Below are 25070 nucleotides of genomic sequence, written 5' to 3'. Positions count from 1 at the left end.
CTCTACTGGTCGGCCGGCACTTCGGGCCACAGCAGAGGGTTCGGGCTCGCGCGACGGTAGCCCGCGTCGCTCATCAGCAGGTCGAGCGTGAGGCTCGCGAGGTCGTCGGCGAGAGGCTCGAAGTCGAAATCCTTCTCCTGATAGCCAATCTTGCGATAGGTGTGGCACTCGTCGCACGATTCGGCCTTGAGCGCGGGGTCGCCGCCGTCGATGCCGTGGTACGCGATGCCTTTGGTCGAATCGCAGTTCGTGCACTTCACGCGCACAACATGCGCCTCGGTCCCGCACAGGCTGCATTGCGTGTAGCGATAGCCCTGGTACGTGCCGCCCACCCGCACGATGCTCGCCACGGGCGGCACGCCGCACATGGGGCATGCGCCGGGCGCATCGACGTAAGGCACGTCCCGCACATCGAGCCGGCTCGCCAGATCGGTCCACACCACCTGCAGGGCAGCCATGACGAAGGGCGCCGTGGCGGGCGCGACTTCGGCGTAGCGTTGCGCGAGCAGCGCATCGGCTTGCGCGTCGAGTTCGGCATCGCTCATCGCGCGCAGCGTATCGAGCACCTTCGCAAGCGCGGGCGCCACAGCGCCCGCCGCTTCCACGTGGTCGACAAGACGCCGCAGCACGTCGCGCCACAGCGGATCGCGCTGCCCCGAAAGCGCGGGCAGAATCGGCATGGCATGGCGCTGCGCGTTCTCGATAGCCTCGCGCTCGGGCATCGGCGCGCTCACGCGTTCGAGCGCGTGCTGCTGCGCGTCGACCAGCACCGCCATGAGCCGCACATAGCCGCCGATGGGATTGTGCTCCGCCAGCTTGCGCAGGCGCGCGGCACGCGTAGCGAAATGCGTCGCGCGCTCGGGCAGACGAATGCGCGGAATCGCGGAGGGATCGAGCGCCTGGATCTCGCCCGGATCGAGAATGCGTTGCGTCACGACCTGGTTTCTCCGAAAACGAAAAAGCCGCCGCGCCCTGCCGGGCCGGCGGCTTGCCGGAACACGCGGGGCCTTGTTGCAAGGGCCCCGCGCAGCCTCTACGCTACTTGATGCTCTCGCGGAACCAGCGTGGATGATGTTTCCTCGCCCAGCCCCATGTGACCGTGCCGCGCGTCATCGCTCCGATCGAGCCTTTCACCCACAGCGCCGCGTAGATATGCACGACGATGCTGACGATCAGGACAAACGCCGCGGCCGCATGCACGACTGCCGCAAGGCGCACCACCTCGATCGGAAACCAGAACGAAAAGTAGCGCCGCCAGATCACGATGCCGCTCGCGAGCAACAGCACGAGACAAGCCACCAGCGTAAAGAATAGCAGCTTCTGTCCCGCATTGTATTTGCCGATTTCGGGCAGCTTGTCCTCGCGATTGTGCAGTACGTCGTCGATCTGCCTGAGCCATTGCACGTCGTTGCGGTCCAGATAATTGTGATGCCAGAAACGCAGCACGAGAATCAGGAACGAGAGGAACATCACGATGCCGATGAACGGATGCAGGATGCGCGTCCACTGGCCGCCGCCGAACAGCGCGGAAAGCCAGAACATGGCGGGATGAAACATCGCGAGACCGGAAAGCGCGAGCAGCACGAAGCTGATCGCCGTGATCCAGTGATTGGTGCGCTCGTTCGGGGTATAGCGCTCGATCAGCCTGGGTTCGTCATTTTGCATCGTCGCGCTCCTCGGGTTCGCCCTTGATGCGGCGCGCTTCGTCGATCGCGGCCGCTTCGTCCTCGGCGCTCACTTCGTTCGGGCCGATCCGCGTGTAGTGGAAAAAGCCCGCCAGCGCGGCCAACGCAATGCCCGCCAGCGCGAGCGGCTTGGCCACGCCCTTCCAGAGCCGCACGAACGGGCTGATGCGCGGACTGTCGGGCAGGCCGTGATAGAGCGAGGGCTGGTCGGCGTGATGCAGCACGTACATGACGTGCGTGCCGCTCACGCCAGGCGGGTCGTAAAGGCCCGCGTTTTCGAAGCCGCGCTCCTTGAGGTCCACGATGCGCTCCGCCGCGTGCTGCTTCATGTCCTCCTTGGTGCCGAACACGATCGCACCGGTAGGACAGGTCTTCACGCAGGCGGGCTCCTGCCCCACGGCCACCCGGTCCGAGCAGAGCGTGCACTTGTAGACGCGATGGTCCTTCTTCGAAAGCCGCGGGATATTGAACGGGCAACCGGCAATGCAGTAGCCGCAGCCGATGCAGTTCTCCTCGTGGAAATCGACGATGCCGTTCGTGTACTGCACGATCGCGCCCGGCGAGGGACAGGCCTTGAGACAGCCGGGATCCTCGCAGTGCATGCAGCCGTCCTTGCGGATCAGCCATTCGAGGTTGCCGTTCGGGTTCTCGTACTCCGTGTAGCGCATCACCGTCCACGAATGCTCGGTGAGATCCATCGGGTTGTCGTAGACCCCGTGGTTCACGCCGATCTCGTCGCGCAGGTCGTTCCACTCCATGCAGGCCGTCTGGCAAGCCTTGCAACCTATGCATTTCGTGACGTCGATGAGCTTCGCCACCGTGCCCGTGACCGGTTCGCGCACGCCCGGCGGCGGCGTGGTGGTCGCGGAAAGGCGCTTGATGTCGAGCGATTGCAGTGCCATGTCTCGCGCCCCCTTATGCCTTTTCGACTTTCACGAGGAACGACTTGAACTCGGGCGTCTGCGAATTGCCGTCGCCCACCGGCGGCGTCAGCGTATTCGTCAGATAGCCCGGTTTCGTCAGCCCCGTGAATCCCCAGTGCAGCGGCACACCCACCGTATGCACCTTCTTGCCTTCGATCGTGAGCGGCTTGATGCGCTTCGTGACCACCGCCACCGCGATCAGGTAACCGCGGTTGCTCGACACCTTCACGCGTCCGCCATCGACCACGCCCACTTCGCTCGCGAGTTCCTCGCCGATCTCCACGAACTGCTGCGGCTGGATGATCGAGTTCAGGCGCGCGTGCTTGGTCCAGAAGTGGAAGTGCTCCGTGATGCGATAGGTGGTGGCGACATGCGGGAACGACTGCGCCGTGCCGAACGTCGCGCGGTCGTCGGGGAACACGCGCGCGGCGGGGTTGCTCGTCGCCTGCGGGTTGTTCGGATGGAACGGGTTGTAGCCGAGCGGATTTTCGAATGGTTCGTAGTGCTCGGGAAATGGCCCCTCGTTCATCTGGTCGCGCGCGAAAAACCTCGCAACCCCCTCTGGATTCATGATGAAAGGCCCCATGCCCAGATCGGGCGCTTCGTCCACTTTGTAGTCGGGGATGTCGGCGCCGGTCCACGCCGCGCCGGTCCAGCCGATCAGCTTGCGCGTGGGGTCGAAGGGCTTGCCCGCCGTATCGCACGAAGCGCGGTTATAGAGCACGCGCCGGTTCGCGGGCCATGCCCATGCCCAGTTCAAGGTCTGTCCAATGCCCGTGGGGTCCGAGTTGTCGCGCCGGCCCATCTGGTTGCCCGCCTGGGTCCACGCGCCGCAGAAGATCCAGCAGCCGCTCGCCGTTGTGCCATCGTCCTTCAACTGCGCGAAGCCCGAAAGCTGCTCGCCCTTCTTCACGAGCACCTTCGTGGGATCCTTCGCATCGGTCTGGTCTGCGAGAGCCTTGCCGTTGTACTCCATCGCAAGCTCTTCCGGTGTCGGGCTCGCGGGATCCGAGTAGGGCCAGCTCAGCTTGAGGATCGGGTCGGGACACTTGCCGCCGTCCTTCTGGTACGCGGCGCGAATGCGCAGGAACAGGCCCGACATGATCTCGAGATCGCTCTTCGCCTCGTAGGGTGCCTCCGCGCCCTTCCAGTGCCACTGCAGCACGCGGCTGGAACTCACGAGCGAACCGTTTTCCTCCGCAAAGCACGTGGTGGGCAGACGGAACACCTCGGTCTGGATCGAAGCCGTATCGACATCGTTGTAGTCGCCGTACTTGTTCCAGAACACCGACGTTTCCGTCTCCAGCGGGTCCATGATGACGAGCCACTTCAGCTTGCCGAGCGCGGCCAGCGTCTTGGCCTTGTCGGGTGCCGAGGCGATCACGTTGAAGCCCTGGCAGATATAACCTGTGAGCTTGTCCTGATTCATGAGCTCGATGGTCTGCAACAGGTCGTACGGCTTGTCGAGCTTCGGCAGCCAGTCGTAGCCCCAGTTGTTGTCCTTCGTCGCGTTGTCGCCCCACCACGACTTCATGAAGCTCACGAAGAAGGCGCCGTAATGCTGCCAGTAGCTGAGCTGGTTCGGCCGCATCGGCTGCGAGGCGCGCTTCTTGATGTAGCTGTCGTAGTCCTGCTCGGCTTCGTTGGGCAACGTCATGTAGCCGGTCAGCAGGTTCGACATCAGGCCGAGGTCGGTGAGCCCCTGGATGTTCGAGTGGCCGCGCAGCGCGTTCATGCCGCCGCCTGCGATGCCGATGTTGCCAAGCAGCAGTTGCACCATGGCGCCGGTGCGGATCATCTGCGAGCCGATCGAGTGATGCGTCCAGCCGAGCGCGTACATGATGGTGCCCGCGCGGCCCGGCACGGCCGTGCTGGCCAGCATTTCGCACACCTTGAAGAATTTTTCCTTAGGTGTGCCGCAGACCTTCTCCACCATCTCGGGCGTATAGCGCGAGTAGTGCTGCTTGAGCAGGTTGTAGACGCAACGCGGGTTCTGCAGCGTGTCGTCCGTTTTCACGAAGCCGTCGTCGCCGGTCTCGTAGTCCCACGACGACTTGTCGGGATACGCGTGCTTTTGCGGATCGTAGCCCGAGTAAATGCCGTCGTTGAACGCGAAATCGTCGCGCACGATGAACGAGAAGTCCGTGTAGTTCTTCACGTACTCGTGCTGGATCTTGTCGTTCGTGAGCAGGTAATTGATGACCCCGCCAAGGAACGCGATGTCCGTGCCGGTGCGGATCGGCGCGTAGAAGTCCGCCACCGAAGCGGTGCGCGTGAAACGCGGATCGACCACGATGAGGCGCGCCTTGCGGTTCGCCTTCGCCTCCGTGACCCACTTGAAGCCGCACGGGTGCGCCTCGGCCGCATTGCCGCCCATCACCAGAATCACGTCCGCATTGCGAATGTCGACCCAATGGTTCGTCATCGCACCACGGCCAAACGTCGGGGCAAGACCTGCCACCGTCGGGCCGTGTCAGACACGCGCCTGGTTGTCGAATGCGAGGAGGCCCATGCTGCGGGCCACTTTGTGCGTGAGGTACCCCACCTCGTTGCTGGCCGCCGAAGCGGCGAGCATGCCGACGGAGAGCCAGCGGTTGACGGTCTTGCCGTCCTCCGCCTTTTCGACGAAGTTCGCGTCGCGGTCCTCTTTCAGCCGCTTCGCGATCCCGTCGAGCGCCTCGTCCCACGAAATGCGTTTCCACTCGTTCGATCCCGCCGCCCGGTACTCGGGGTACTTGAGACGGTTCGGACTATGGATGAAGTCGATCAGGCTCGCCCCCTTCGGGCAGAGCGTGCCGCGGTTGACCGGATGATCGGGATCGCCCTCGATGTGGATGATGCTGGCCGTGGCGTTCTTCGCGCCGTCGCCAAGACCATACATGAGGATCCCGCAGCCGACCGAGCAGTACGGACAGGTGTTGCGGGTTTCGGTAGTACGCGCCAGTTTGTATTGGCGGACCTCGGCAAGCGCGTTGTCGGGCGCGAAGCCCATCAACGCGAGGCTGGAACCTGCCAGCGATGTTGCCGTGACCTTGAGGAACTGGCGCCGGGACATTTGCAGCATGGTGCGTCCTCGGCCTGTCGAGTTGTGGGTGATTTTCAGTATAGGCGGATTTCAGCGACGGATCACGGAAGCTGCGCAAAGGCACAGCCAAAGCGCGCCCGGGAGCCGCGCTTGCTAATATTGAGACAAAACAGGCACGCGGAACGGACATCATGGCCACGCTCTCTTCGGAACGACTGCAAGCCGCCGCGCGCAAGGAAGCGTCCTGGGTCGTGGGCGCCTTCCGGCAATTCTTCAAGGACCGCTGCCCGGCGCTCGCCGCGGGCATCGCGTTCTATTCGGCCTTTTCGCTTGCGCCAACGCTCGTCATGGTGATCGCCGTGGCCGGCTGGTTCTTCGGCGACGCCGCCGCGCGCGGCGAGTTGTTCCGCGAGGTTCACAACGTCCTCGGCGACGATGCCGCCGCCGGCATCACGACCATCGTGCAAAACGCACACCGCGCGGGCAAGGCCGGCGGCATCGCCACGATCATCTCGCTGTCCTTGCTCGCCGTCGGCGCCTCGGCCACGTTTTCGTCGCTGCACGCGGCGCTCAATGTCGTCTGGCCGCCGGACGGCACGCGCGCCTCGAGCGTATTCGCGCTCGTGCGGGTGCGGCTGATCTCGTTCTCGCTCGTGCTGGGCGTTGCGTTCCTGTTGATCGTCTCGCTCGTGCTGGACGCGGCGATCACCTTCGTCGGCCAGTGGCTGTGGGGCAACTCGCCCTATGTGATCATCGGAAATCTGCTGCAGCTCGCGGTCGGACTGATCGTGCTGGCCGCCGCGTTCGCCGCGCTCCTGCGTTTCCTGCCCGACGCCAACGTGCTCTGGCGCGATGCCATGGTGGGCGGCGGCGTCGCCGCCGTGCTGTTCTCGGCAGGCAAGAAGCTGTTCGCGCTCTACCTCGCCCATGCCGGCATGGCCACCGCGTTCGGCGCCGCCGGTTCGCTCGCCGTGCTGCTGATGTGGCTGTACTTTTCCGCGGCCGTGCTGCTGCTCGGCGCCGAGTTCTCCGCGGCGCGCGGGCGGCTGCACGATCCGCGCGGCGCATGGGGTTTCCTCGAGGAAACGCCGCCCGGCAGCCGCGCCAAGCTCGCCTCGGTGCTGGCCGCGTCGACCATCGTCAAGCCCCATGACCCCGCCGCTGCACCCCCCGGTACGCTTTCCGTGCCGATCGGAAACAACCCGGTTGCGGCGACCGGCGAAGTGCCCCTGTATGCCGCTGCCTCGGCCGCCGCACACGACGATGCGCCGCACGCCGGAACACCGCTGCGCGCCATGGCGCAGGCCAGCGCGCGGGGCGGCGCGTTCGGGCGACGTCCCGGCGCCGTTCTGCAGATTGGACGCTCGGTGGTGCGGATGGAAGACGGCGCGACCCGGGCCGCCGCGCAGACACTGGTTCGCGCGGGACGCACGGTCGTCGCCGCGGATCGCTACGTCAAGCGGCATCCGTGGAGTACGGTGTTGCTCGCCGCAGGCGCCGCCATCGCGATGACGGCTGCCGCGGGGCGCCGCAACGGCGCCGGCGAGGACAGCGAGGCGGACGCAACGCTTCCCTCGACCCAGGAGAAAAACTGACAATCAGCTAACTTATTATCGTCACAAATTACAATAATTAAAAATTGCGATTCAATCTGGAAAAAGCAGGTACGACTCATCCATGCCCCACCCATCAAGGCATCGATGTATTTGTCAGCTTTTTGCCACAGTCTGAACTTTTCATTTCTTTCAATTTATACAACTGCGTTATTCTCCATCGCGCAATAACGAAACCCTCATCTGCGTGGAGAAATCTGGATGAAACGCGTCGCCTTCTCGACCCTCTCGCTGGCCATGCTGACCGGCGCCGGTGCGGCCCATGCCCAAAGCAGCGTGACCCTCTACGGTGTGATCGACGAGTCGATCCAGTGGGCCCACAACACCACGAATTCGAACGCCCCGGGCCAGAACCAGAATCTGGTCGGCATGTACGGCGGCAACATCTCGGGCAACCGCTGGGGCCTGAAGGGCACGGAAGACCTGGGCGGCGGCCTGCAGGCGATCTTCCAACTGGAAAGCGGCTTTGACATCAATACCGGCGCGGCCGGCCAGGGCGGCAAGATGTTCGGCCGCCAGGCCTTCGTCGGGCTTGCTTCGGATCACTACGGCACGCTCACGCTGGGCCGCCAGTACGACCCGCTCGTCGACATGATCCAGCCGCTTACCGACGACAACGACTTCGGCAGCACGTTCGCGACGCCGGGCGACGTCGACAACAACGACAACAGCTCGCGCACGAACAACGCGATCAAGTACACCTCGCCGCTTCTGGACGGCTTCCAGTTCGAAGGCATGTATGCCCTGGGCGGCGTCGCCGGCTCGAACGGCTCGGGACAGAGCTGGGGTGCGGCAGGCACCTACGCCATCGGCTCGTTCAACATCGCGGCCGGCTACTTCATGATGGACAACGCGTCGTCGCTGGCCGACCGCACCGGAACGGACGGCACGGTGGGCTGGGCGTCAGGCTCGACATCGGGCGCCATGTTCGACAGCCAGATCAACCAGGCCTATGCCTCGGCGAAGTCGGTCGGCACGGCGGCGGTGGCGGCGCAGTACGTCACGGGCCCATTCACGTTCGCCGCGCGTTACAGCAACGTCCAGTTGAAGGCCGACGGCTTCTCGACGTTCGCCACGACGCAGCGCTACAACGTCGCCGGCGGCTACTTCGGCTATCAGGTGAACCCGGCCGTGCTGCTCGGTCTCGGCTACACCTACACGCACGGCTCGGGCAATGCGTCGAACACCTATAACCAGGTCTCGCTCGGCGCGGACTACAACCTGTCGAAGCGTACCGACCTGTACGCGCTCGCGGCATATCAGCACGCCAACGGCCAGCAGCCGGGCGCGGCCTCCGGCACATCCGCGGGCGCATCGATCGGTTCGTACGGGTACAACTCGGCTTCCAGCTCGCAGGAACTGGTCAGCCTCGGCATTCGCCACAAGTTCTAATAGAACGGCACAGCCGGGCTTCGGCCCGGCGTCAGAGCCGGTTCCCAACCGGTTCCGGCCGTGTCAGAATGGCGTGGCCGCTAAAAACCACACGCTTAACGGAAAAACCAGCCTTCGGTGCAAGCCAAGGCTGGTTTTTTCATGGGCGCAAGAAGACCCTCATGCGAAGCAGGCGCAGCAAAAAAACCGGCAGCAAGGTCAGTCATCCATAACATTCGCGTATGACCCATCGGCCGTATCCTCTCGCGAAGCGCTGTCCACGCGGATCGAACGACGCCCGGCGAGCGCGCATGAAAAATCCCCGCGAGCTCGACACCGGCGGGGATTTTTGGGTACTGACTCGCACACAGCCTCGCGGCTGCGGAAAACGGTGCTTACGCAGCCGCTGCGTCCTTCAGCTTCTTCAGTGCGCGTGCCTTGATGCGAACCGAGGCGGGCTTCGCCGGGAACCAGCGCTCCTGGCCCGTGAACGGGTCCTTGCCGAAGCGCTTCTTCTTCGCCGGCACGGCCTGCACGACGATCTTCAGAAGACCCGACAGCGTGAATTCGCCGGCGCCCTTCTTGTGGACCGAACCGAGGATCGTGTCTTCCAGAGCGGCGAGCACGGCCTTGGCGGCCTTCGGCTCGACACCGGCGCGCTCAGCGACGTGAGCAGCCAGCGAGGCCTTCGTGAAGGTGTCCTTGATCGGCGACGGAGCGCCAGACGCCTTCACGGCGACCTTCTTAGCTGCGGCCGTCTTGGCCGGTGCTTTCTTTGCAACAACCTTCTTGGCCGGGGCAGCTGCCTTTTTGGCCACTTTCTTTGCGGAAGTCGGCATGTTTCTCCTACCAGTGTTGGTCAGTGAATCGGCGAAGCACCGCAGAATGCATGTACTTCAACGGCGGATTCTACAAGCGCGCAAGCGTTTTGCGTGACTCTTTTGCATTGTCGAAGCAAATTTGTTGCGCGGCGCTGACTGCCGTGTGCATTTTGACGCCTGTTTACAGGGGTAATCGTGCTCGCCAGACTCCTCGAATACCCTGGACAGGCGCTCGCGAAGCCTGGCGCCGCGATGCAAGAAGGCGAACCGTATGGCGTTTTTCTGCGGGCGAGCGCTGCGCTGCGTATGACGAGCCCGAAGAAAAAAGCCCGGACACGTCGCGGACGTCCGGGCTTTTCGGCGGCTAGCCGGCTATCCGGCACGGCCTGAATGCAGGCAGCTTCGCTGCCGACGTTCGCTCAATGCGCGCCTTCGTGCTGCGCGGCGACCTGGGCCACCCGTTGCGCGCCGGCCTCGTGATGCTCGCGCGACAGGCGGCGCATCAGCGGCAGCAGCACGATGGCGACAAGCGTGCCCAGCGCGGCGAGCCAGCCGAGTCCTGAGAAGAGGTGCGTATAAAGCGGCAGCGAAACGAGCGGATCGAGCTCGCCGGAGGGCATCTGCGCGAAATTCGCGACCACGCTGCCGAGATACTGCGAAACGCCGCTGGCCACGAAATACGCACCCATCATGAAGCCGCTCATGCGCGCCGGCACGTAGCGCGCGATCATGGCGAGGCCGAGCCCGCTCACGAGCAGTTCGCCGAGCGAGTAGAGCCCATAGCCGCCCACCATGAACCAGGACGAGACACGTCCCGCCACGGCGTAGTTTCCGCTCGCCGCGAACACGAAGAAGCCCGCCGCAACCACCGCGAAACCCAGCGCATACTTCACCGCCACCGGAAAATCGCGTCCGTGCCGCGCGAGCGACGTATAGAGCGAAGCGAGCACCGGCGAAAGCAGCATGATCCAGATGGGATTGAGCGCCTGGAACTGGGCCGCGCTCCACTTGAAGAGCGACACGCCGAACAGCGAGAACTGCGGATCGACGTTGCGCAGCGCAAAGAGCGTGAGCGAGGTCGACATCTGCTGGTAGAACACGAAGAAAAGGATCGCCTGCAGCGTGAGGATCAGCGCGGCGGCAAGGCCCGCGCGCTCGGCGCGCTGTGAGCGCACGAGCATCCACGCGAACACCGCGAGCACGGCAACGCCCGCGGCATAGACGCAGGCCACGGCCACCGCCTTGTGCTGCAGCACGAACAGCGTCGCCGCGCCCAGCGCGACGGCGCCTACGGCAACGAGCGCGGCCCGGCGGTAGTTCAGCGGCGCATCGTCGGGCACGGAACCAATATGCGCGAGCGTGCGGCGCATCAGCAGGAAGTTGAGCACGCCCAGCAGCATGCCCGCGCAGCACACCGCGAATGCCGCGTGCCAGCCCCATTGGTCCTTGATCCACGGCGTGGCGAGCATCGACACGGTCGAGCCGATGTTCACCGCCATGTAATAGATGGTAAAGGCGCTGTCGAGACGCGCATCGTCGCCTTCGTAAATGCGGCGCACGAGGTTGGCCGCGTTCGACTTGAAGAGCCCGTTGCCCACCACGATCACGGCGAGCGAGGCGAACATGTGATGGAGGCTGTCGTCGGGCATCGCGAGCATGAGATAGCCGGCCGCGAGAATCAGCGCGCCCGCGACCATCGAGCGGCGCGCGCCGAGAATCTGGTCGCCTATCCAGCCGCCGATGGCCGGCGCCGCATAAACGAGCGCCGTGAAGGCGCCCCACGTGAGATTTGCCTGGCTGTCTTCAAAGCCGAGCTTGCTCACCATGAAAAGGACGAGCAGCGCGGCCATGCCGTAAAAGCCGAAGCGCTCCCACATTTCAATCAGGAAGACCGTCGTGAACGAACGGGTCTGGGAACGGGTTGGCGAAGCGGGGGTAGTCATTGTTCTCCTTGCCTGAAAACGCATCCGATATGGGTGCCGACCTCGTGCAATGGGGCGGCGGCACCCTGCCTGGCAGGCATTGCGCCTTTTTTGGCAGCCCCGGGCAAAGTCGCGGCAATAGAGTGGCGGCATGGACGGCAACCGCCGCCTTTCCCCCCTTCTCTCGCACGGGATTTCGCCATGGCACTCCAGATCGGCTTTCTCATCTTTCCTCGCGTGCAACTGCTCGACCTTACAGGGCCTTACGACGTGCTCGCGTCGATGGCGGACACCGAGGTCCGGCTTATTTCGAAAACGCGCGACTGTATCACGTCAAATACAGGCCTGGTCATGAGGTCCGATACCAGTTTCGAGGACTGCCCGCCGCTCGACGTGCTCTGCGTGCCTGGCGGCAGTGGCGTGGGCGACCTGATTCCCGATCAGGAAACGCTCGCGTTCCTGCGCCGTCAGGCCGCGCATGCGCGCTACATCACCTCGGTCTGCACGGGTGCGCTCGTGCTGGGCGCGGCCGGCCTCCTGCGCGGACGCCGCGCCACCACGCACTGGGCCTTCCACGCGCTGCTCGAGCCATTCGGCGCGATCCCTGTACGCGAGCGCGTGGTACGCGACGGCAATGTCATCACAGGCGGCGGCATTACGGCCGGCATCGATTTCGCGCTGACGCTCGCGGCGGAGCTGATCGGCCGCGAAGCCGCCGAAGCGTTGCAGCTCGAACTCGAATATGCGCCGGCGCCCCCCTTCGATGCGGGCAGCCCCGACACCGCGCCGCGTGCGGTCGTGGAGCGGGTGCGCGCCGCAAACGCGGCGTCGGTGGCGGCGCGCACGCGGCTCGTTCACGAGGCGGCGGCGCGACTCTAGCGCTGCAACGGCAGCAACGCAGAGGATGACGAATGAAACCTGGCCGCATGACCGGGCGCCACACCGCGGCAACGTCGACGGAATTCCATGAAGGGGATGGGACAGATTGAGGACATGACGGCGTCGAAACGATTACGCTTGCCTTGACGTCACCCGCTGGTTGGCCGCCCACGCATCGCTCGTTGCGATGGCGAGGCACAACCGCGAGGTCCAACCGGCAAGGAGCCGCAGATGGAAGTTGCAATCGACGAGGCACGCCGCTTCGCCACCGACGTGCTGGCCAAACTTTCGGTGCCGCCCGACATCGCCGCCGATGTCGCCGACCACCTGATCGAATCCGACCGCGTGGGCTACGCGAGCCACGGCCTCTCGATCCTGCCGAACTACCGGCTCGGGCTCGAAGCGGGATTCGTCACGCCCGACGGCCGCCCGGAGCGGGTCGTGGACCGCGGCAGCCTGATCGCCTACGACGGCCATCATGGCTTCGGCCAGCACGTGGGCAAGATCGTGATCGACGACGCCATCGCGCGCGTGCGCGAGCACGGCCAGTGCATCGTGACGCTGCGCCATAGCCATCACCTCGGGCGCATGGGACATTACGGCGAGATGGTCGCGCAGCACGGTTACGTGCTGCTCGCCTTCAGCAACGTGGTGAACCGGCCGCCCGTCGTCGCGCCCTATGGCGGACGCGAGGCGCGCCTCACGACCAATCCGCTATGCTTCGCAGGCCCGCTGCCAGGCGGGCGCCCTCCATTCGTCGTGGATATCGCGACGAGCGCCATTGCCGTCAACAAGGCGCGCGTGCTCGCGGAAAACGGCCGCCCCGCGCCGCCCGGCACGATGATCGACGCCAACGGCGACCCGAGCACCGACCCGAACGTGCTGTTCTCCGACCCGCCCGGCGCGCTGCTGCCGTTCGGCGCGCACAAGGGCTATGCGCTCGGCCTCGTCGCCGAACTGCTGGCCGGCGTGCTCTCGGGCGGCGGCACGATCCACGCGGACAATCCGCGCAACGGCATCGCGACCAACAACCTGTTTGCGCTCGTACTCGATCCGCAAGTGGACTTCAACCAGACGTGGCGCTCGCAGGAAGTCGAGACCTTCCTCGACTATCTGCTGGGGTGCCCGCCGCAGCATCCCGACGCGCCGGTGCAATACCCCGGCCAGTACGAGGCGGAGAACCGCGCGCGCCATACGCTCACGATCGATCTTCCGGATTCCGTGCAAAGAACGTTTGGCGAACTCGCCGCGCAACTGGGCGTGACGCCGCTCGCGGCAGCCCGCGCGTCGTAAGCGGCGCCTGCGGGCGGCGGGCCTCCCGGTTCGAGACTCGCCGGGCAGGAGCAAGACGGCCGCGCGGAACGCGACTTGCTGTGCGCTGCGGCGCCGGCAACCTGCCCGCCTTCCGCTCAACCTCATCCGAGAGTCATGCTCAAGCCCATCCGTCTTTTTGTCCCGTCTTTTCAGAGCCGCACACAGCGCCCGCATGCCGGAGCGCTCGCGTCGACCCTCGCGCTGTGCCTCGCGCTCGCCGCCGCGCCGGCAGCGTACGCGTCGGCAACGGCCACCGACACAGCAGCGGCGAGTGCAACACCGGCATCGACGCCGGCTCCGCCGACCCGGATTACAGAGGCCGGGCAGGATTTACCGGCTACGCCGCTGCCGCCGTCGGAACTCTACGGCGCGCTCTACCGCGACGTCGAGCTTGCCCAGATCTACCCCGACAGCAAGACGTTCGCTGACATGATCCCCAACGCGCCGCCCGCGCAGATCGTTGCCGCCTACACGGCCTGGCGGCAACAGAACAGCGCGTTGCAGGACCCCGCTGCCCGCAAGGCCGCGCTCACGCAGTTCGTCGAACGCAACTTCACGGCCCCGGCGCTGGCCGACGATCACTACGTTTCCGATCCGAACCAGAACGTCGCGGCCCATATCGACACGCTCTGGAACGTGCTGCGCCGCGGCCCGGACGCCGCGCAGCACGCGGATTCGTCGCTGCTGCCGCTGCCGTATCGCTACGTCGTGCCGGGCGGCCGCTTCAACGAGATCTACTACTGGGACTCGTACTTCATCATGCTCGGCCTCGAAGCAAGCGGACGGCACGACCTCTCGCTCGACGAGCTCAACAACTTCGCCACGCTGATCGACCGCTACGGCCACATTCCGAACGGCAATCGCAGCTACTATCTCAGCCGCTCGCAGCCGCCGTTCTTTGCGCAGATGGTGAGCCTCGTCGCGGAACGCGACGGCGACGCCGTGTATCTGCGCTACCTGCCGCAACTGCGCAAGGAGTACGACTACTGGATGGACGGCGCGGACAGCGTGAAGGCGGGCGACGCGGCGGGCCACGTCGTGCGCCTTGCCGACGGCACGCTCCTGAACCGCTACTGGGACGCGCGCGATACGCCGCGCGACGAGTCGTACCGCGAAGACGTGCTGACCGCGCAGGCCACGCCGCAGCGCGATCCCGCCGATCTGTGGCGCAACCTGCGCGCGGGCGGCGAAACGGGCTGGGATTTCAGCTCGCGCTGGCTCGCGGACAACCGTACGCTCGGCACCATCGACGTGACCTCGCTCGTGCCCGTCGACCTGAACTGTCTGCTGGTCGTGCTCGAACGCACGCTCGCGAAGGCCTATGGAATCCAGGGCGACGCCGGCGATGCGCAGGCGTTCTCGCAGCGCGCACAGCGCCGCGCCGCCGCAATCGAACGCGTGCTGTGGGATCCAAAACTGCATGCGTTCGGCGACTACGATTTCGTGCAGCACACACTCACGCATCGCCTCACCGCGGCCACCGTCTATCCGCTCTATGCGGGCGTCGCCACGCGCGGCGAGGCGCGCGAAGTGGCCGCCGCCGTGCGCGCCGGACTGCTCCGGCCAGGGGGCCTCGCCACGACCCAGGTGTCGAGCGGCCAGCAATGGGACGAGCCCAACGGCTGGGCGCCGCTGCAATATCTCGCGATCATGGGACTGCGCCGCTATGGCGAAAACGCGCTCGCGCAGACCATCGCTACACGCTGGGTCGCGACGAACCTCGTCTATTACCGGCACACGCACAAGCTCGTCGAAAAATATGACATAAGCGCGGCGGCAGCGAAGGCTTCATCGGCGGGCGGCGGCGAATATCCGCTGCAGGACGGCTTCGGCTGGACCAACGGCGTGTTGCGCGTGCTGCTGCTCATGTATCCGCACGCCTCCACACCGGTAACGCCGGCCATAGGTGCGCCGGCCGCGCCGTGAAACCGTGCCGGCTGAACCAGGCACGGCGTTTGCTGTTTCCTTTCGGCATGGCGGTCGGCGGCCTGCGCGCACAACGCGCCGCCGGGCCGCCGCTACGGCCCACCGGGCGTGGTGCATACCGCACGCCTTAGGCGTATGCTGATTACGACTACTACGATATAGACGTCCGGCTTGCGCCGTTCGACCGCGATGAACGCCTCCGCTCCCGCCCCAGGTTCCCAGTCCGCGCCGCGCGTGACGGTGGTCGTGTTGACGCGCAACCATGTTCGCCAGACTGTCGATACCGTCGCTCGCCTCCTCGCGCTGCCGGAGCACCCCGACGTGATGGTGGCCGACAACGGCTCGAGCGATTCCACCGTCGGCCTGCTCGCCTCGCTGTTTCCGCAGGTGCACATCGTCCAGGGTCTGCGCGACCTCGGCATGGCCGGTTTCAACCGTGCCGTCACACTCGCGCAGACCGATTACGTCGCCTGCTGCGACGACAGCACCTGGTTCGCGCCGGGTGCGCTCGCGAGCGCGGCCCAGTTGCTCGACGCGCACCCGAACGTCGCCGTCCTGAGCGCCCGCGTTGCCGACGAGGGCAAACGGGAGATTCATCCGGCCTGCCAAATGTTCGCCGCCACCTCCCCCGGCAGCGAGGGCCTCGCCGGCCCCGCGCTCGCGAGCTTCATGCCGGGCGCCTGCCTCTTCCGCGCGGACGTGTTCCGCGAATTCGGCGGCTACGACGAGCGGCTCGCGCGCGGCGGCGCCGAAGAGCTCGCCGCGCTCGACGTGCTGTCCGCCGGACACGCAATCGTCTATTGCGAGGGCGCGCTCGCGCATCGCGAGCCGCTCTATCGCTGGTTCACGCGCGCGCAGCATTGCACGCTCGCGCGCAACGCCGCGTGGGTCGCTTGGATGCGCCTGCCGGCACGCGACGCGCTCGCCGCCACCGGCCACGCACTCGCGGTCTTCGCGCGCCAGCGCTCGCTCGGGCCGGCGGGCTTCGCCCTGCTGCGCGGCGCGTTCTGGACACTGCGCCGCCGCCGCGTGGTGCCGCCGCATGTCGTGCTGCTCACGCGCCAGGTGCGCCGCGCCCAACACCAGGTGCGCCTCGGCATTCCCGCGATGGCCGAGAAGTACGATCGATCGGGACAGCGTGCATGGTAAGCTGCCCCGCCTGAACGGCCCTTCATTCATCCAAGGACCATGACGACGCCCGAGCCCGGCATCGCCCAGCAGCCCGGTTCCGCCCGGAAGGACGCGAACTTTGCCGCCGTCGGTCACAACGACCGCCGTTTCGAGGCGCTCGTGCAGCCCATCGAGGACTACGCGATCTTCCTGCTCGATCCCGGCGGCAACGTCGCGACCTGGAATCGCGGCGCCCAACGCATCAAGGGCTACGAGGCGCACGAGATCGTCGGCCAGCATTTCTCGCGCTTCTATACCGAAGACGCCAAAGCGCGCCGCTGGCCCGAGCACGAGCTCGAACAGGCCGTGCTCCATGGCCGCTTCAACGACGAAGGCTGGCGCGTGCGCAAGGACGGCTCGATGTTCTGGGCCAATGTCGTCATCACCGCGCTGTACGAGCAGGACGGCTCGCTCGCGGGCTTCGCGAAGGTCACGCGCGACCTCACCGTCGAACGCCGCCAGGTCGAGGCGCTGCGCCAGTCGGAGGAGCGCTTCCGCCTGCTCGTGGAGAACGTCGGCGACTACGCCATCTTCATGCTCGACCCCGAGGGCTTCGTGGTGAGCTGGAACAGCGGCGCGACCAACCTGAAGGGCTATCGCCCGGCCGAGATCGTGGGCCAGCATTTTTCGGTGTTCTATCCAACCGAGGACGTGGCCGACGGCGTGCCCGAACGCGAGCTGCGCCGCGCCGCCGGCCAGGGCCGTTCGGTGAGCGAAGGCTGGCGCGTGCGCAAGGACGGCTCGATGTTCTGGGCCTACGTCACGATCACGGCCATCCACGACAGCCAGGGACGCCTCTCCGGTTTCGCGAAGGTCACGCGCGACATGACCGAAAGCCGCCGCAACGAGGAGCTCGAACATTCGAGCGAGCAGATGAAGCAGTTCCTCGCGCTGCTCGCCCACGAACTGCGCAATCCGCTTGCACCCGTGCGCAACGCCGTCGCCGCGATGCGTCTTGCGCAGCACGCGAGCCCCGAAACGCGCCGCGCGGGCGACCTCATCGAACGGCAGATCGCGCATCTCACGCGGCTCGTCGACGACCTGCTCGACGTCGGCCGCATCACGTCCGGCAGGATCGAACTGCGCGAAGCGCCGCTCGATCTGCACGAGGTGATCGCGCACGCGGTCGAAGCGGCCCAGCCTTTCACCGCCGCGCGCGAGCAGCAGGTGATCGTGCAGCTACCGGCGAGCGCGCTGCGGATGATCGGCGACCACACGCGGCTCGTCCAGGTGCTGCAGAACGTGCTGCACAACGCCTCGAAATTTTCGCCCGACGGCAGCCGCATCACCATTGACGTGCATGCCGGCGCGCGCACCGTACAGATTCAGGTGCGCGACAACGGATGCGGCTTGCGGCCCGGCACCTTCGAATCGATCTTCGGTCTCTTCAGCCAGGACCGCTCGATGCCCGGCCCGAGCGAAAACGGTCTGGGCATCGGCCTGATGCTCTGCCGCTCGCTCGTCGAACTGCACGGCGGCACGATCTCGGCGACGAGCGCAGGGCCCGGCACCGGCAGCACTTTCACGATCCGCCTGCCGCTCGAGCGCGCCGGCGCATATATGCCGGCGGCTCAGCCGCCGGCGCCCGCGCAGACGGCGCGCGATCTCCACGCATCGCACGCACCGCCCGCGCTGCGCGTGCTGATCGTGGACGACAATCGCGACTCCGCCGACAGCCTGGCCATGCTGCTCGAACTGAAGGGACACGAGGTACGAGTGGCGTATAGCGCCGGGCACGCCCACGAGCAGGTGCAGGACTTCACGCCCGACGCGGCGCTGATCGACATCGCCATGCCCGAGATCGACGGCTATGCGGCACTGCAGGCATTGCGTGCCCATGCGCCGCTCGCGCGCACGCTGTTCGCCGCGATGACGGGCTTCGGCCAGGCCGCCGACGTCGAACTCACGCGCACGGCGGGCTTCGAAATGCATCTGGTGAAGCCCGTGGACGTCGCGCTGTTCGACGAGGTGCTCGCGCGGGCCGCCGAGCGGCGCGCTCAGGTCGTGACCGGCGCGACCGGTACGAACTGGCGGTAATCCACCTGCGGGCCGCGCACGACGATCGCCGTGGCCTCGGGCACCTCCGCCCAGGCGTCGGGCAGATCGACGAGCGGCTCGGAAACGATCAGATAGGCGTCGTCGCCGGCGGCCGTAATGCGCGGGTCGTCGGGATAGAGTTCGTGCAGATGCCTGAACGACGTGCTGTGATAGAGCGAACGCGACTTGCCTTCGCTCGAATAGCGCACCGCCACCATCTGCTCGCCGTCGGTCGCGACCACGGTCATGTTGAGCGGATTCTCGATTCCGTGGCTGCGCGCCTTCGCCTCGACGAAACCGACCATGCGTTCGAGCGCCGGCACCGGTTCGTGCTCGAGGCCGAACGACATCGCAAGATAGAACATCACCTCCGAATCCGTCGATCCTTCGAGCCCGTTGAAGCGCCCCGGATCGATCGCCACCAGCAGATCGCGGCGCACGATCGGAAAGTTCTCGATCAGCCCGTTATGGGCAAAGAGCCAGCGCCGGTGCCGGAACGGATGGCAGTTGGTCTCCTGCACCGGTGTGTGCGTGGCCGAGCGAATGTGCGCGATGAACATCGGCGCTCTCACGGCGCGCGCGAGTTCGTGCAGGTTATGGTCGTTCCAGGCGGGCTGGATGCTTCGATAGCGATAGGGAATGTCGTGCGACTGCTGATACCAGCCGAGACCGAAACCATCGCCGTTGGTGGTCGTCGCACCGAGCTTCGAGTGCAGAGCCTGGTCGATCAGCGAATGGCGCGAGCGGAACAGCACGGTTTGCAGATGAACGGGGTTGCCCGAATAGGCGAGCCAGCGGCACATGACGCACTCCTCTGTAACGGCGTACTCACTTCGTGACGTGCAGGGCCGCGATCGGCGTGAGGAAACCGTCGAGGCCGGTCAGGATGATCTGCACGCCGATGCACAGCAGCAGAAACGACGACACGCGCATGGCGACGCGCGTGCCCTCCACGCCGAGGTATTGCGCAAGGCGCGCCGCCCGGCTGTAGACGTAATAGATAACGATCATCACGAGCACCGAAATGGCGACCGAGGCGATGCTCGATATCAGCCACGCCGAAAGCTTGTGCGTGCGGTTCGCGTTCAGCGCGATAGCGGTGGCGATCGAGCCGGGCCCCGTGGTGAGCGGCACCGTGAGCGGAAAGAAGGCCTTGCCGGAAGCCGACTCGGCATTGAGGGCCTTGAGCGCGGCTTCGTCGGCCGGGCGCGGCGCGGCTTCGGGCGCGTTGAGCATTTGCCAGCCGCTCACGGCCACGGCAAGTCCGCCGCCAATGCGCAGCGCCTCCATCGAAATGCCGAAGAAATGCAGAATGGGCGTACCGACGAAGAACGCCACGATCAGAACGAAGAATGCGTTCATCGCCACGCGCTTGGCGAGCAGGCGCCGCTCCTCGTCGCTGAACGTGGCCGTGCGGTCGAGAAAGACGAACGCAACGCCGACAGGATTGATGATGCTGATCAGTCCGGTGAAACCGAACAGAATGTCTGAAATCAGGCTCTCGATCATGGAGTCGATCCGGTTTGGGCCAGGCCGGCCGGGGCAGTGCCGCCACGGCGGCCGGGCTGCCAGAAGTGTAACTGGATCGGCGGCGCGCGTGACGGCTCGGTGCCAGGCGCGCGGCTTCACAATCCCGCTTGCAATCCCGCGCCGCACCATGCTTTCGAAAGACATACGGTCATTTTTGAAGCCTTTACGCCGCAGTCCCGCCCGGCATAGAGTGACCGAACCGTCTTTGGCCACGCGATCGTTCTTGCCTGGAAGAGGAGTTGTCCATGTCACTGAAGCTGCTCGCCGCCCTGCCCTTCATCGGCATCCTGCTCGGCGTGCCGTTCGTCAACCGCACCGAACCGCTCGTGCTCGGCATGCCGTTCGTGCTCGCGTGGATCGTCATGTGGGTCGTGCTGACCTCGGCGATCATGGCCGTCGTCTACCGGCTCGATCCCGCCCATCGCCAGGCCGGGATGCAGGCGGACCCCGAGGCCGACAACGCGGGCGAGGCGCGATCATGAGCGCGCTCGTGCTCATCGCGGCAGTCACGCTCGTCGCGCTCGGCCTCGGCATGCGCGCGCGGCGCGGCCACGACATGGATCTCGAACAGTGGTCGGTGGGAGGCCGCAGCTTCGGCACGGCCTTCGTGTTCCTGCTCATGGCCGGCGAGATCTACACCACCTTCACGTTCTTGGGCGGCAGCGGCTTCGCCTACGGCAAGGGCGCGCCCGTCTATTACATCCTCGCCTACGCCACGCTCGCGTACATCCTCTCGTACTGGATGCTGCCGCCCATCTGGCGCTACGCGAAAACGCACCGGCTCGTCTCGCAGCCGCACTTCTTCGCGCGCAAATACCAGAGCCCCGCGCTCGGCGTGCTCGTCGCGCTCGTGGGCGTGACCGCTCTCGTGCCCTATCTCGTCCTGCAACTGAAGGGACTCGGCATCATCGTCGCGACGACCTCGTACGGCGCCATCCCCTCGACGGCCGCCATCTGGACCGGCGCCGTCGTCGTCACCGCCTATGTGATCGTCTCGGGCGTGCGCGGCTGCGCATGGAATTCGGTCGTCAAGGATGGGCTGATCCTCGGCGTGGCGATCTTTCTCGGCCTCTATCTGCCGATCCACTACTACGGCGGCCTCGGCGACATGTTCCACGCCATCGACGCGGCGAAGCCCGGCTTCCTGGCGTTCCCGGCCAAAGGGCAGAGCGTGACGTGGTTCCAGTCCACCGTGCTGCTCACGGCGCTCGGCTTCTTCATGTGGCCGCACAGCTTCGGCTCGGTCTATACCGCGAAGGACGAACGCATCTTCCGGCGCAACGCCATGCTGCTGCCGCTCTATCAGTTGATCCTGCTGTTCGTGTTCTTCTGCGGCTTCGCGGCCGTGCTGAAGGTGCCCGGCCTCAAGGGCGCCGACATCGACCTCTCGCTCTTCCGGCTCTCGCTGCAGACCTTCGATCCGTGGGTGATCGGCATCATCGGCGCGGCGGGCGTGCTCACGGCGCTCGTGCCGGGCTCGATGATTCTCACCACGGCGTCCACGCTGCTCGCCAACGACGTCTATCGCGGCGCGATGGCCAAGCGTGCCGACGACGCCCGCGTCGCCCGCCTCGCGCGCTTCCTCGTGCCGGTGATCGCGCTCGTCGCCGTGGGCTTTACGCTCAAGGGCGGCGATACCATCGTCGCCCTGCTGCTGATGGGCTACAGCTTCGTGACGCAGCTCTTTCCCGCGCTCGTGTGCAGCCTCGCGCCGCGCAACCGCGCCACGAAACAGGGGGCGTTCTGCGGGATTCTGGCCGGCGTGGCGGTGGTCGTCGCGACCACGCTCCTGCACGTGAGCGTGGCGCAGCTCATGCCGTTTGCGCCGGACGCGCTCAAGGACATCAACATCGGCTTTCTCGCACTGGGCATCAACGTGGTCGTGCTGGCGGTCGTGAGCGCGGCGACGCAGCCGCGTGCGCAGGCGGGGCATACGCACGCGAGCGCGCACTGAGGTGCGCTGAGGCGCCGTTGCGGGCGCCTGGTGCGCGCGCGGTGTGCGCCCGGCGACGAGCCTCTACGTTCAGCGTTTCGCCGCGCCGTAGAGCGTCGAATCGGCGAAGCCTTCCGCGGCCAGCACGTCGCCGACCAGAATCAGCGCGGTGCGCTCGATGTCGGTCGCCGACACCTTCTCCACGATATCGCCCAGCGTACCCGTCACGCGCTCCTCGTCGGGCCAGCTCGCCCGGTAGATCACCGCGACCGGGCAGGCCTCGCCGTAGTGCGGGCGCAGTTCGTCCACGATGCGCGCGAGATGGCGCACGCCCAGGTGAATCGCCATCGTCGCGCGATGGCGGGCGAGGTCGCCCAGTTGCTCGCCTTCGGGCATCGCGGTTTTCGTCGCATAACGCGTGAGGATGAGCGTCTGCGAGACGCCCGGCAGCGTAAGCTCGCAACCCAGCGCCGCCGCGCAGGCGGCCGTGGCCGTGACACCCGGCACGATTTCATAAGGAATGCCAAGCTCGCGCAGGCGGCGGATCTGCTCGCCGATCGCGCCGTAGAGCGACGGGTCGCCCGAATGCACGCGCGCGACGTCGTGGCCGTTTCGATGCGCCTCGTGCAGCAGCGCGACGATCTCGTCGAGCGTGAGCGGCGCGGTGTCCACCACCTGGCGGGCGCGATGCCCGTCCAGCACGGCAGGCGGTACGAGCGAGCCGGCATAGAGGATCACGGGGCAACTGCGCACGAGGCGCTGCCCCTTTACCGTGATGAGTTCCGGGTCGCCCGGTCCGGCGCCGATGAAGAAGACAGTCATTGCAGGGTATTCCGAAGCGTTTGCGCGGCGCCCAGCGCCGCGAGCAGATCCTCCGCCGAGTCGAACTCGCGCACGGCGGCAGGGAGTACCGGACGCCGCAGCATCACGACGGGCAAGCCCCGTTCGCGCGCGACGCCGAGCTTCGCTTCCGTAGCCGCGCCGCCGCTGTTCTTGCTGACGACGACATCGATGTGGGCAGAGGCGAACAGTTCGCGCTCGCCCTCGGGCGTGAACGGACCGCGCGCGTCGATCACGCGTGCGCGCGCGTGGCCGGGGTGCGCCTCAAGGCAGCGTATCGTCCAGCACTGATGCAGCGGGACTTCATTCAGATGCGCGAGCGGCTCGCGCCCGAGCGTGAAGAGCGGCCGCTCGAAGGACGCGAGCGCGGCCATCGCGCCGGACCAGCCATCGACGAAACGCCAGTCGTCGCCGGCTTGCGGCTGCCACGGCGCGCGGCGCAGCGCCCAATGAGGCACGCCCGCTTCGGCACACGCGTTCGCCGCGTTAGCGCTGATCTGCGCCGCGTACGGGTGCGTCGCATCGACCACGAGATCGATGCGCGCCTCGCTCAGATAACGGGCGAGTCCCTCGGCACCGCCAAAACCGCCGACACGCACCTCGCACGCGAGGTCTTTCGGCACGCGACCGAGGCCCGCGAGACTGTAGACGTGCCGCGGCGCGAGTCGACGTGCAATCTGCAGCGCGTCGCCGGTGCCGCCCAGCAGCAGCAAACGCGATATCACGGCTTCATTGCCTCGTAGAGCGTGACGGGCAACGCCTGACGCCACGTGTCGAAGCGCCCGAGCGGCTGCACCTCGCCAATGCCGATGCGCGTGAGCGTGCCACCATGCTGCTCGCGCCACGCCACGAGCGCCGCCTCGCTCTGCACGGTCACGGCGTTCGCCACGAGCCGGCCGCCGGGCGCGAGCCGGTTCCAGCAGGTTTCGAGCACGCCCGGCGCCGTCACGCCGCCGCCGACGAACACGGCGTCGGGCGCGGCGAGACCCACCAGGGCGTCGGGCGCGCGGCCCGCCACGAGCCGCAGCGCAGGCACGCCCAGCGCCTCGCGGTTGTGCTCGATGAAACGCTGGCGCGCTTCGTTCGCTTCGATCGCAATCGCACGGCAAGCCGGGTGCGCGCGCATCCATTCGATGCCGATCGATCCGCTGCCCGCGCCCACGTCCCAGAGCAGCGCGCCCGGTGTGGGCGCGAGCCGCGCGAGCGCGAGCGCGCGCACGTCGCGCTTCGTGAGCTGGCCGTCGTGAAGGTAGGCGTCGTCGGGCAGCCCCGGCGTGAGCGTCCAGGCTTGTGCACCGGCAGCGGCCACGCACTCGAATGCGACCAGGTTGAGCGCGGCAACTTCATCGGCGTGCCAGGCATCGGCACGGCCGTCGAGGCGCCGTTCGCGCTCGCCGCCCAGATGTTCGAACACGGTGAGACGCGTGGCGCCGAAGCCCGCCGATGCGAGCCACGCTGCGAGCGCGGTGGGCGTGCGACCGTCGGCGCTCAGGACCAGCACGCGCGAACCCGCATAAAGATGGCGCCGCAGCGCATCGATCGGCCTGCCGACGAGCGAGAGAGCCGCAACATCCTGCAGCGCCCAGCCAAGCCGCGCCGCGGCGAGCGACAACGACGACGGTGCGGGCAGCACCGCCATCTCGCCGGGCACGAGATGGCGCGCCAGCGTGGCGCCGACACCGAACAGCATGGGGTCGCCGCTCGCGAGCACGCACACGCGCAGGCCCGCTTCGCGCTGCGCGAGCAGCGGCTCGACGCTGAACGGCTGCGGCCACGGTTCGCGGCGCGCCCGCACGCGCGCGGGCAGCATCGACAGATGGCGCGCGCCGCCCGTCACCACCTGCGCGTCGAAGAGCGCATGCCGCGCCGCGCGTCCCAGTCCCGCATATCCGTCGTCGCCGATGCCGACCACCGTCAGCCACGCACGCGTGCCCTGCATGCCATCTCCGTTCGAGTCCCGGGGAGGCCGCCCCGAGTCTCGGGCCCCCCATGAAAACGGGCATAATACCGTGTCCGCCGGTGCCCGATGGGCTGAAAACGGAACACAGCGCAACTGTGCCCGCGCCCGAGCGCTCAACCTG

At 66.6% G+C, this 25070-nt stretch carries 20 protein-coding genes; 9 read left to right on the top strand and 11 right to left on the bottom strand.

Annotated features, from left to right (window positions below; all coding sequences use genetic code 11):
• Positions 1 to 2: 2 nt before the first annotated feature.
• The 4 genes from fdhE to fdnG all read right to left on the bottom strand — a co-directional run bounded on the left by fdhE (position 3) and on the right by fdnG (position 5672).
• Entirely contained in the window at positions 3 to 935 is a 933-nt protein-coding gene (gene fdhE, locus V8683_RS14085) for a formate dehydrogenase accessory protein FdhE (protein WP_411191322.1), read from the bottom strand.
• Between the two features lie 103 nt (positions 936 to 1038).
• The gene (locus V8683_RS14080; protein WP_411191323.1) at positions 1039 to 1665 is read right to left on the bottom strand and encodes a formate dehydrogenase subunit gamma; all 627 of its coding nucleotides are present in this window, start codon (positions 1663 to 1665) and stop codon (positions 1039 to 1041) included.
• Positions 1655 to 2587 (bottom strand): formate dehydrogenase subunit beta, encoded by a 933-nt coding sequence (fdxH, locus tag V8683_RS14075; RefSeq protein WP_411191324.1) that lies wholly within the window; start codon positions 2585 to 2587, stop codon positions 1655 to 1657. Before fdxH ends, V8683_RS14080 begins: the two co-directional genes overlap by 11 nt.
• Positions 2588 to 2600: 13 nt before the next feature.
• Positions 2601 to 5672 carry a formate dehydrogenase-N subunit alpha gene (fdnG, locus tag V8683_RS14070; RefSeq protein ID WP_411191326.1) on the bottom strand — a complete coding sequence of 1024 codons (3072 nt, stop codon included), beginning with the start codon at positions 5670 to 5672 and terminating at the stop codon, positions 2601 to 2603.
• A gap of 152 nt (positions 5673 to 5824) precedes the next feature.
• On the opposite strand from fdnG, the gene V8683_RS14065 reads away from it, so the two are divergent.
• Together V8683_RS14065 and V8683_RS14060 are read left to right on the top strand one after the other, a co-directional pair.
• Positions 5825 to 7228: a YihY/virulence factor BrkB family protein gene (locus V8683_RS14065; RefSeq protein WP_411191328.1), complete on the top strand. Its 1404-nt coding sequence runs from the start codon at positions 5825 to 5827 to the stop codon at positions 7226 to 7228.
• Positions 7229 to 7447: 219 nt separating this feature from the next.
• Positions 7448 to 8638, top strand: a complete 1191-nt coding sequence (locus V8683_RS14060; protein WP_411191329.1) for a porin — start codon at positions 7448 to 7450, stop codon at positions 8636 to 8638.
• A gap of 374 nt (positions 8639 to 9012) precedes the next feature.
• On the opposite strand, the gene V8683_RS14055 is transcribed toward V8683_RS14060, so the two are convergent.
• Positions 9013 to 9456: an HU family DNA-binding protein gene (locus V8683_RS14055; protein ID WP_027793866.1), complete on the bottom strand. Its 444-nt coding sequence runs from the start codon at positions 9454 to 9456 to the stop codon at positions 9013 to 9015.
• Positions 9457 to 9857: 401 nt separating this feature from the next.
• Entirely contained in the window at positions 9858 to 11381 is a 1524-nt protein-coding gene (locus tag V8683_RS14050) for a peptide MFS transporter (RefSeq protein ID WP_411191330.1), read from the bottom strand.
• A gap of 180 nt (positions 11382 to 11561) precedes the next feature.
• On the opposite strand from V8683_RS14050, the gene V8683_RS14045 reads away from it, so the two are divergent.
• The 5 genes from V8683_RS14045 to V8683_RS14025 all read left to right on the top strand — a co-directional run bounded on the left by V8683_RS14045 (position 11562) and on the right by V8683_RS14025 (position 18686).
• Complete coding sequence (locus tag V8683_RS14045; RefSeq protein WP_411191331.1) at positions 11562 to 12239, top strand: DJ-1/PfpI family protein; 678 nt, start codon at positions 11562 to 11564, stop codon at positions 12237 to 12239.
• A 231-nt stretch (positions 12240 to 12470) separates the two neighbouring features.
• Complete coding sequence (locus tag V8683_RS14040; protein ID WP_411191332.1) at positions 12471 to 13532, top strand: Ldh family oxidoreductase; 1062 nt, start codon at positions 12471 to 12473, stop codon at positions 13530 to 13532.
• A 135-nt stretch (positions 13533 to 13667) separates the two neighbouring features.
• A complete protein-coding gene (gene treF, locus V8683_RS14035) occupies positions 13668 to 15479 on the top strand; it encodes an alpha,alpha-trehalase TreF (RefSeq protein WP_411191333.1) in 1812 nt (603 codons plus the stop codon).
• A gap of 189 nt (positions 15480 to 15668) precedes the next feature.
• Positions 15669 to 16628 carry a glycosyltransferase family 2 protein gene (locus V8683_RS14030; RefSeq protein ID WP_411191334.1) on the top strand — a complete coding sequence of 320 codons (960 nt, stop codon included), beginning with the start codon at positions 15669 to 15671 and terminating at the stop codon, positions 16626 to 16628.
• A gap of 39 nt (positions 16629 to 16667) precedes the next feature.
• Positions 16668 to 18686, top strand: a complete 2019-nt coding sequence (locus V8683_RS14025) for a PAS domain-containing hybrid sensor histidine kinase/response regulator (protein ID WP_411191336.1) — start codon at positions 16668 to 16670, stop codon at positions 18684 to 18686.
• Here the strand turns inward: V8683_RS14025 and V8683_RS14020 are convergent.
• On the bottom strand, positions 18647 to 19489 hold the full coding sequence (locus V8683_RS14020; RefSeq protein WP_411191337.1) for a class II glutamine amidotransferase: 843 nt from the start codon (positions 19487 to 19489) through the stop codon (positions 18647 to 18649). The two genes, V8683_RS14025 and V8683_RS14020, sit on opposite strands and share 40 nt — an antisense overlap.
• 25 nt (positions 19490 to 19514) lie before the next feature.
• Positions 19515 to 20195 carry a MarC family protein gene (locus V8683_RS14015; protein WP_411191338.1) on the bottom strand — a complete coding sequence of 227 codons (681 nt, stop codon included), beginning with the start codon at positions 20193 to 20195 and terminating at the stop codon, positions 19515 to 19517.
• 266 nt (positions 20196 to 20461) lie between these two features.
• On the opposite strand from V8683_RS14015, the gene V8683_RS14010 reads away from it, so the two are divergent.
• Positions 20462 to 20698: a DUF3311 domain-containing protein gene (locus V8683_RS14010; RefSeq protein WP_411191340.1), complete on the top strand. Its 237-nt coding sequence runs from the start codon at positions 20462 to 20464 to the stop codon at positions 20696 to 20698.
• Positions 20695 to 22170 carry a sodium:solute symporter family protein gene (locus tag V8683_RS14005; protein WP_411191341.1) on the top strand — a complete coding sequence of 492 codons (1476 nt, stop codon included), beginning with the start codon at positions 20695 to 20697 and terminating at the stop codon, positions 22168 to 22170. Before V8683_RS14010 ends, V8683_RS14005 begins: the two co-directional genes overlap by 4 nt.
• A 69-nt stretch (positions 22171 to 22239) precedes the next feature.
• Here the strand turns inward: V8683_RS14005 and cobM are convergent, their stop codons facing one another.
• From cobM to cbiE, 3 genes are read right to left on the bottom strand one after another with little or no spacing between them, the layout of a single operon-like run.
• A complete protein-coding gene (gene cobM, locus V8683_RS14000; RefSeq protein ID WP_411191342.1) occupies positions 22240 to 22971 on the bottom strand; it encodes a precorrin-4 C(11)-methyltransferase in 732 nt (243 codons plus the stop codon).
• On the bottom strand, positions 22968 to 23714 hold the full coding sequence (locus V8683_RS13995) for a cobalt-precorrin-6A reductase (RefSeq protein WP_411191343.1): 747 nt from the start codon (positions 23712 to 23714) through the stop codon (positions 22968 to 22970). The genes cobM and V8683_RS13995 overlap by 4 nt, the downstream gene beginning before the upstream one ends.
• A complete protein-coding gene (gene cbiE, locus V8683_RS13990) occupies positions 23711 to 24928 on the bottom strand; it encodes a precorrin-6y C5,15-methyltransferase (decarboxylating) subunit CbiE (protein ID WP_411191344.1) in 1218 nt (405 codons plus the stop codon). Before cbiE ends, V8683_RS13995 begins: the two co-directional genes overlap by 4 nt.
• Between the last annotated feature and the right edge of the window lie 142 nt (positions 24929 to 25070).

The organism is Paraburkholderia sp. AV2, from assembly GCF_054968425.1.
This window is presented reverse-complemented; position numbering and strand designations above follow the sequence as displayed.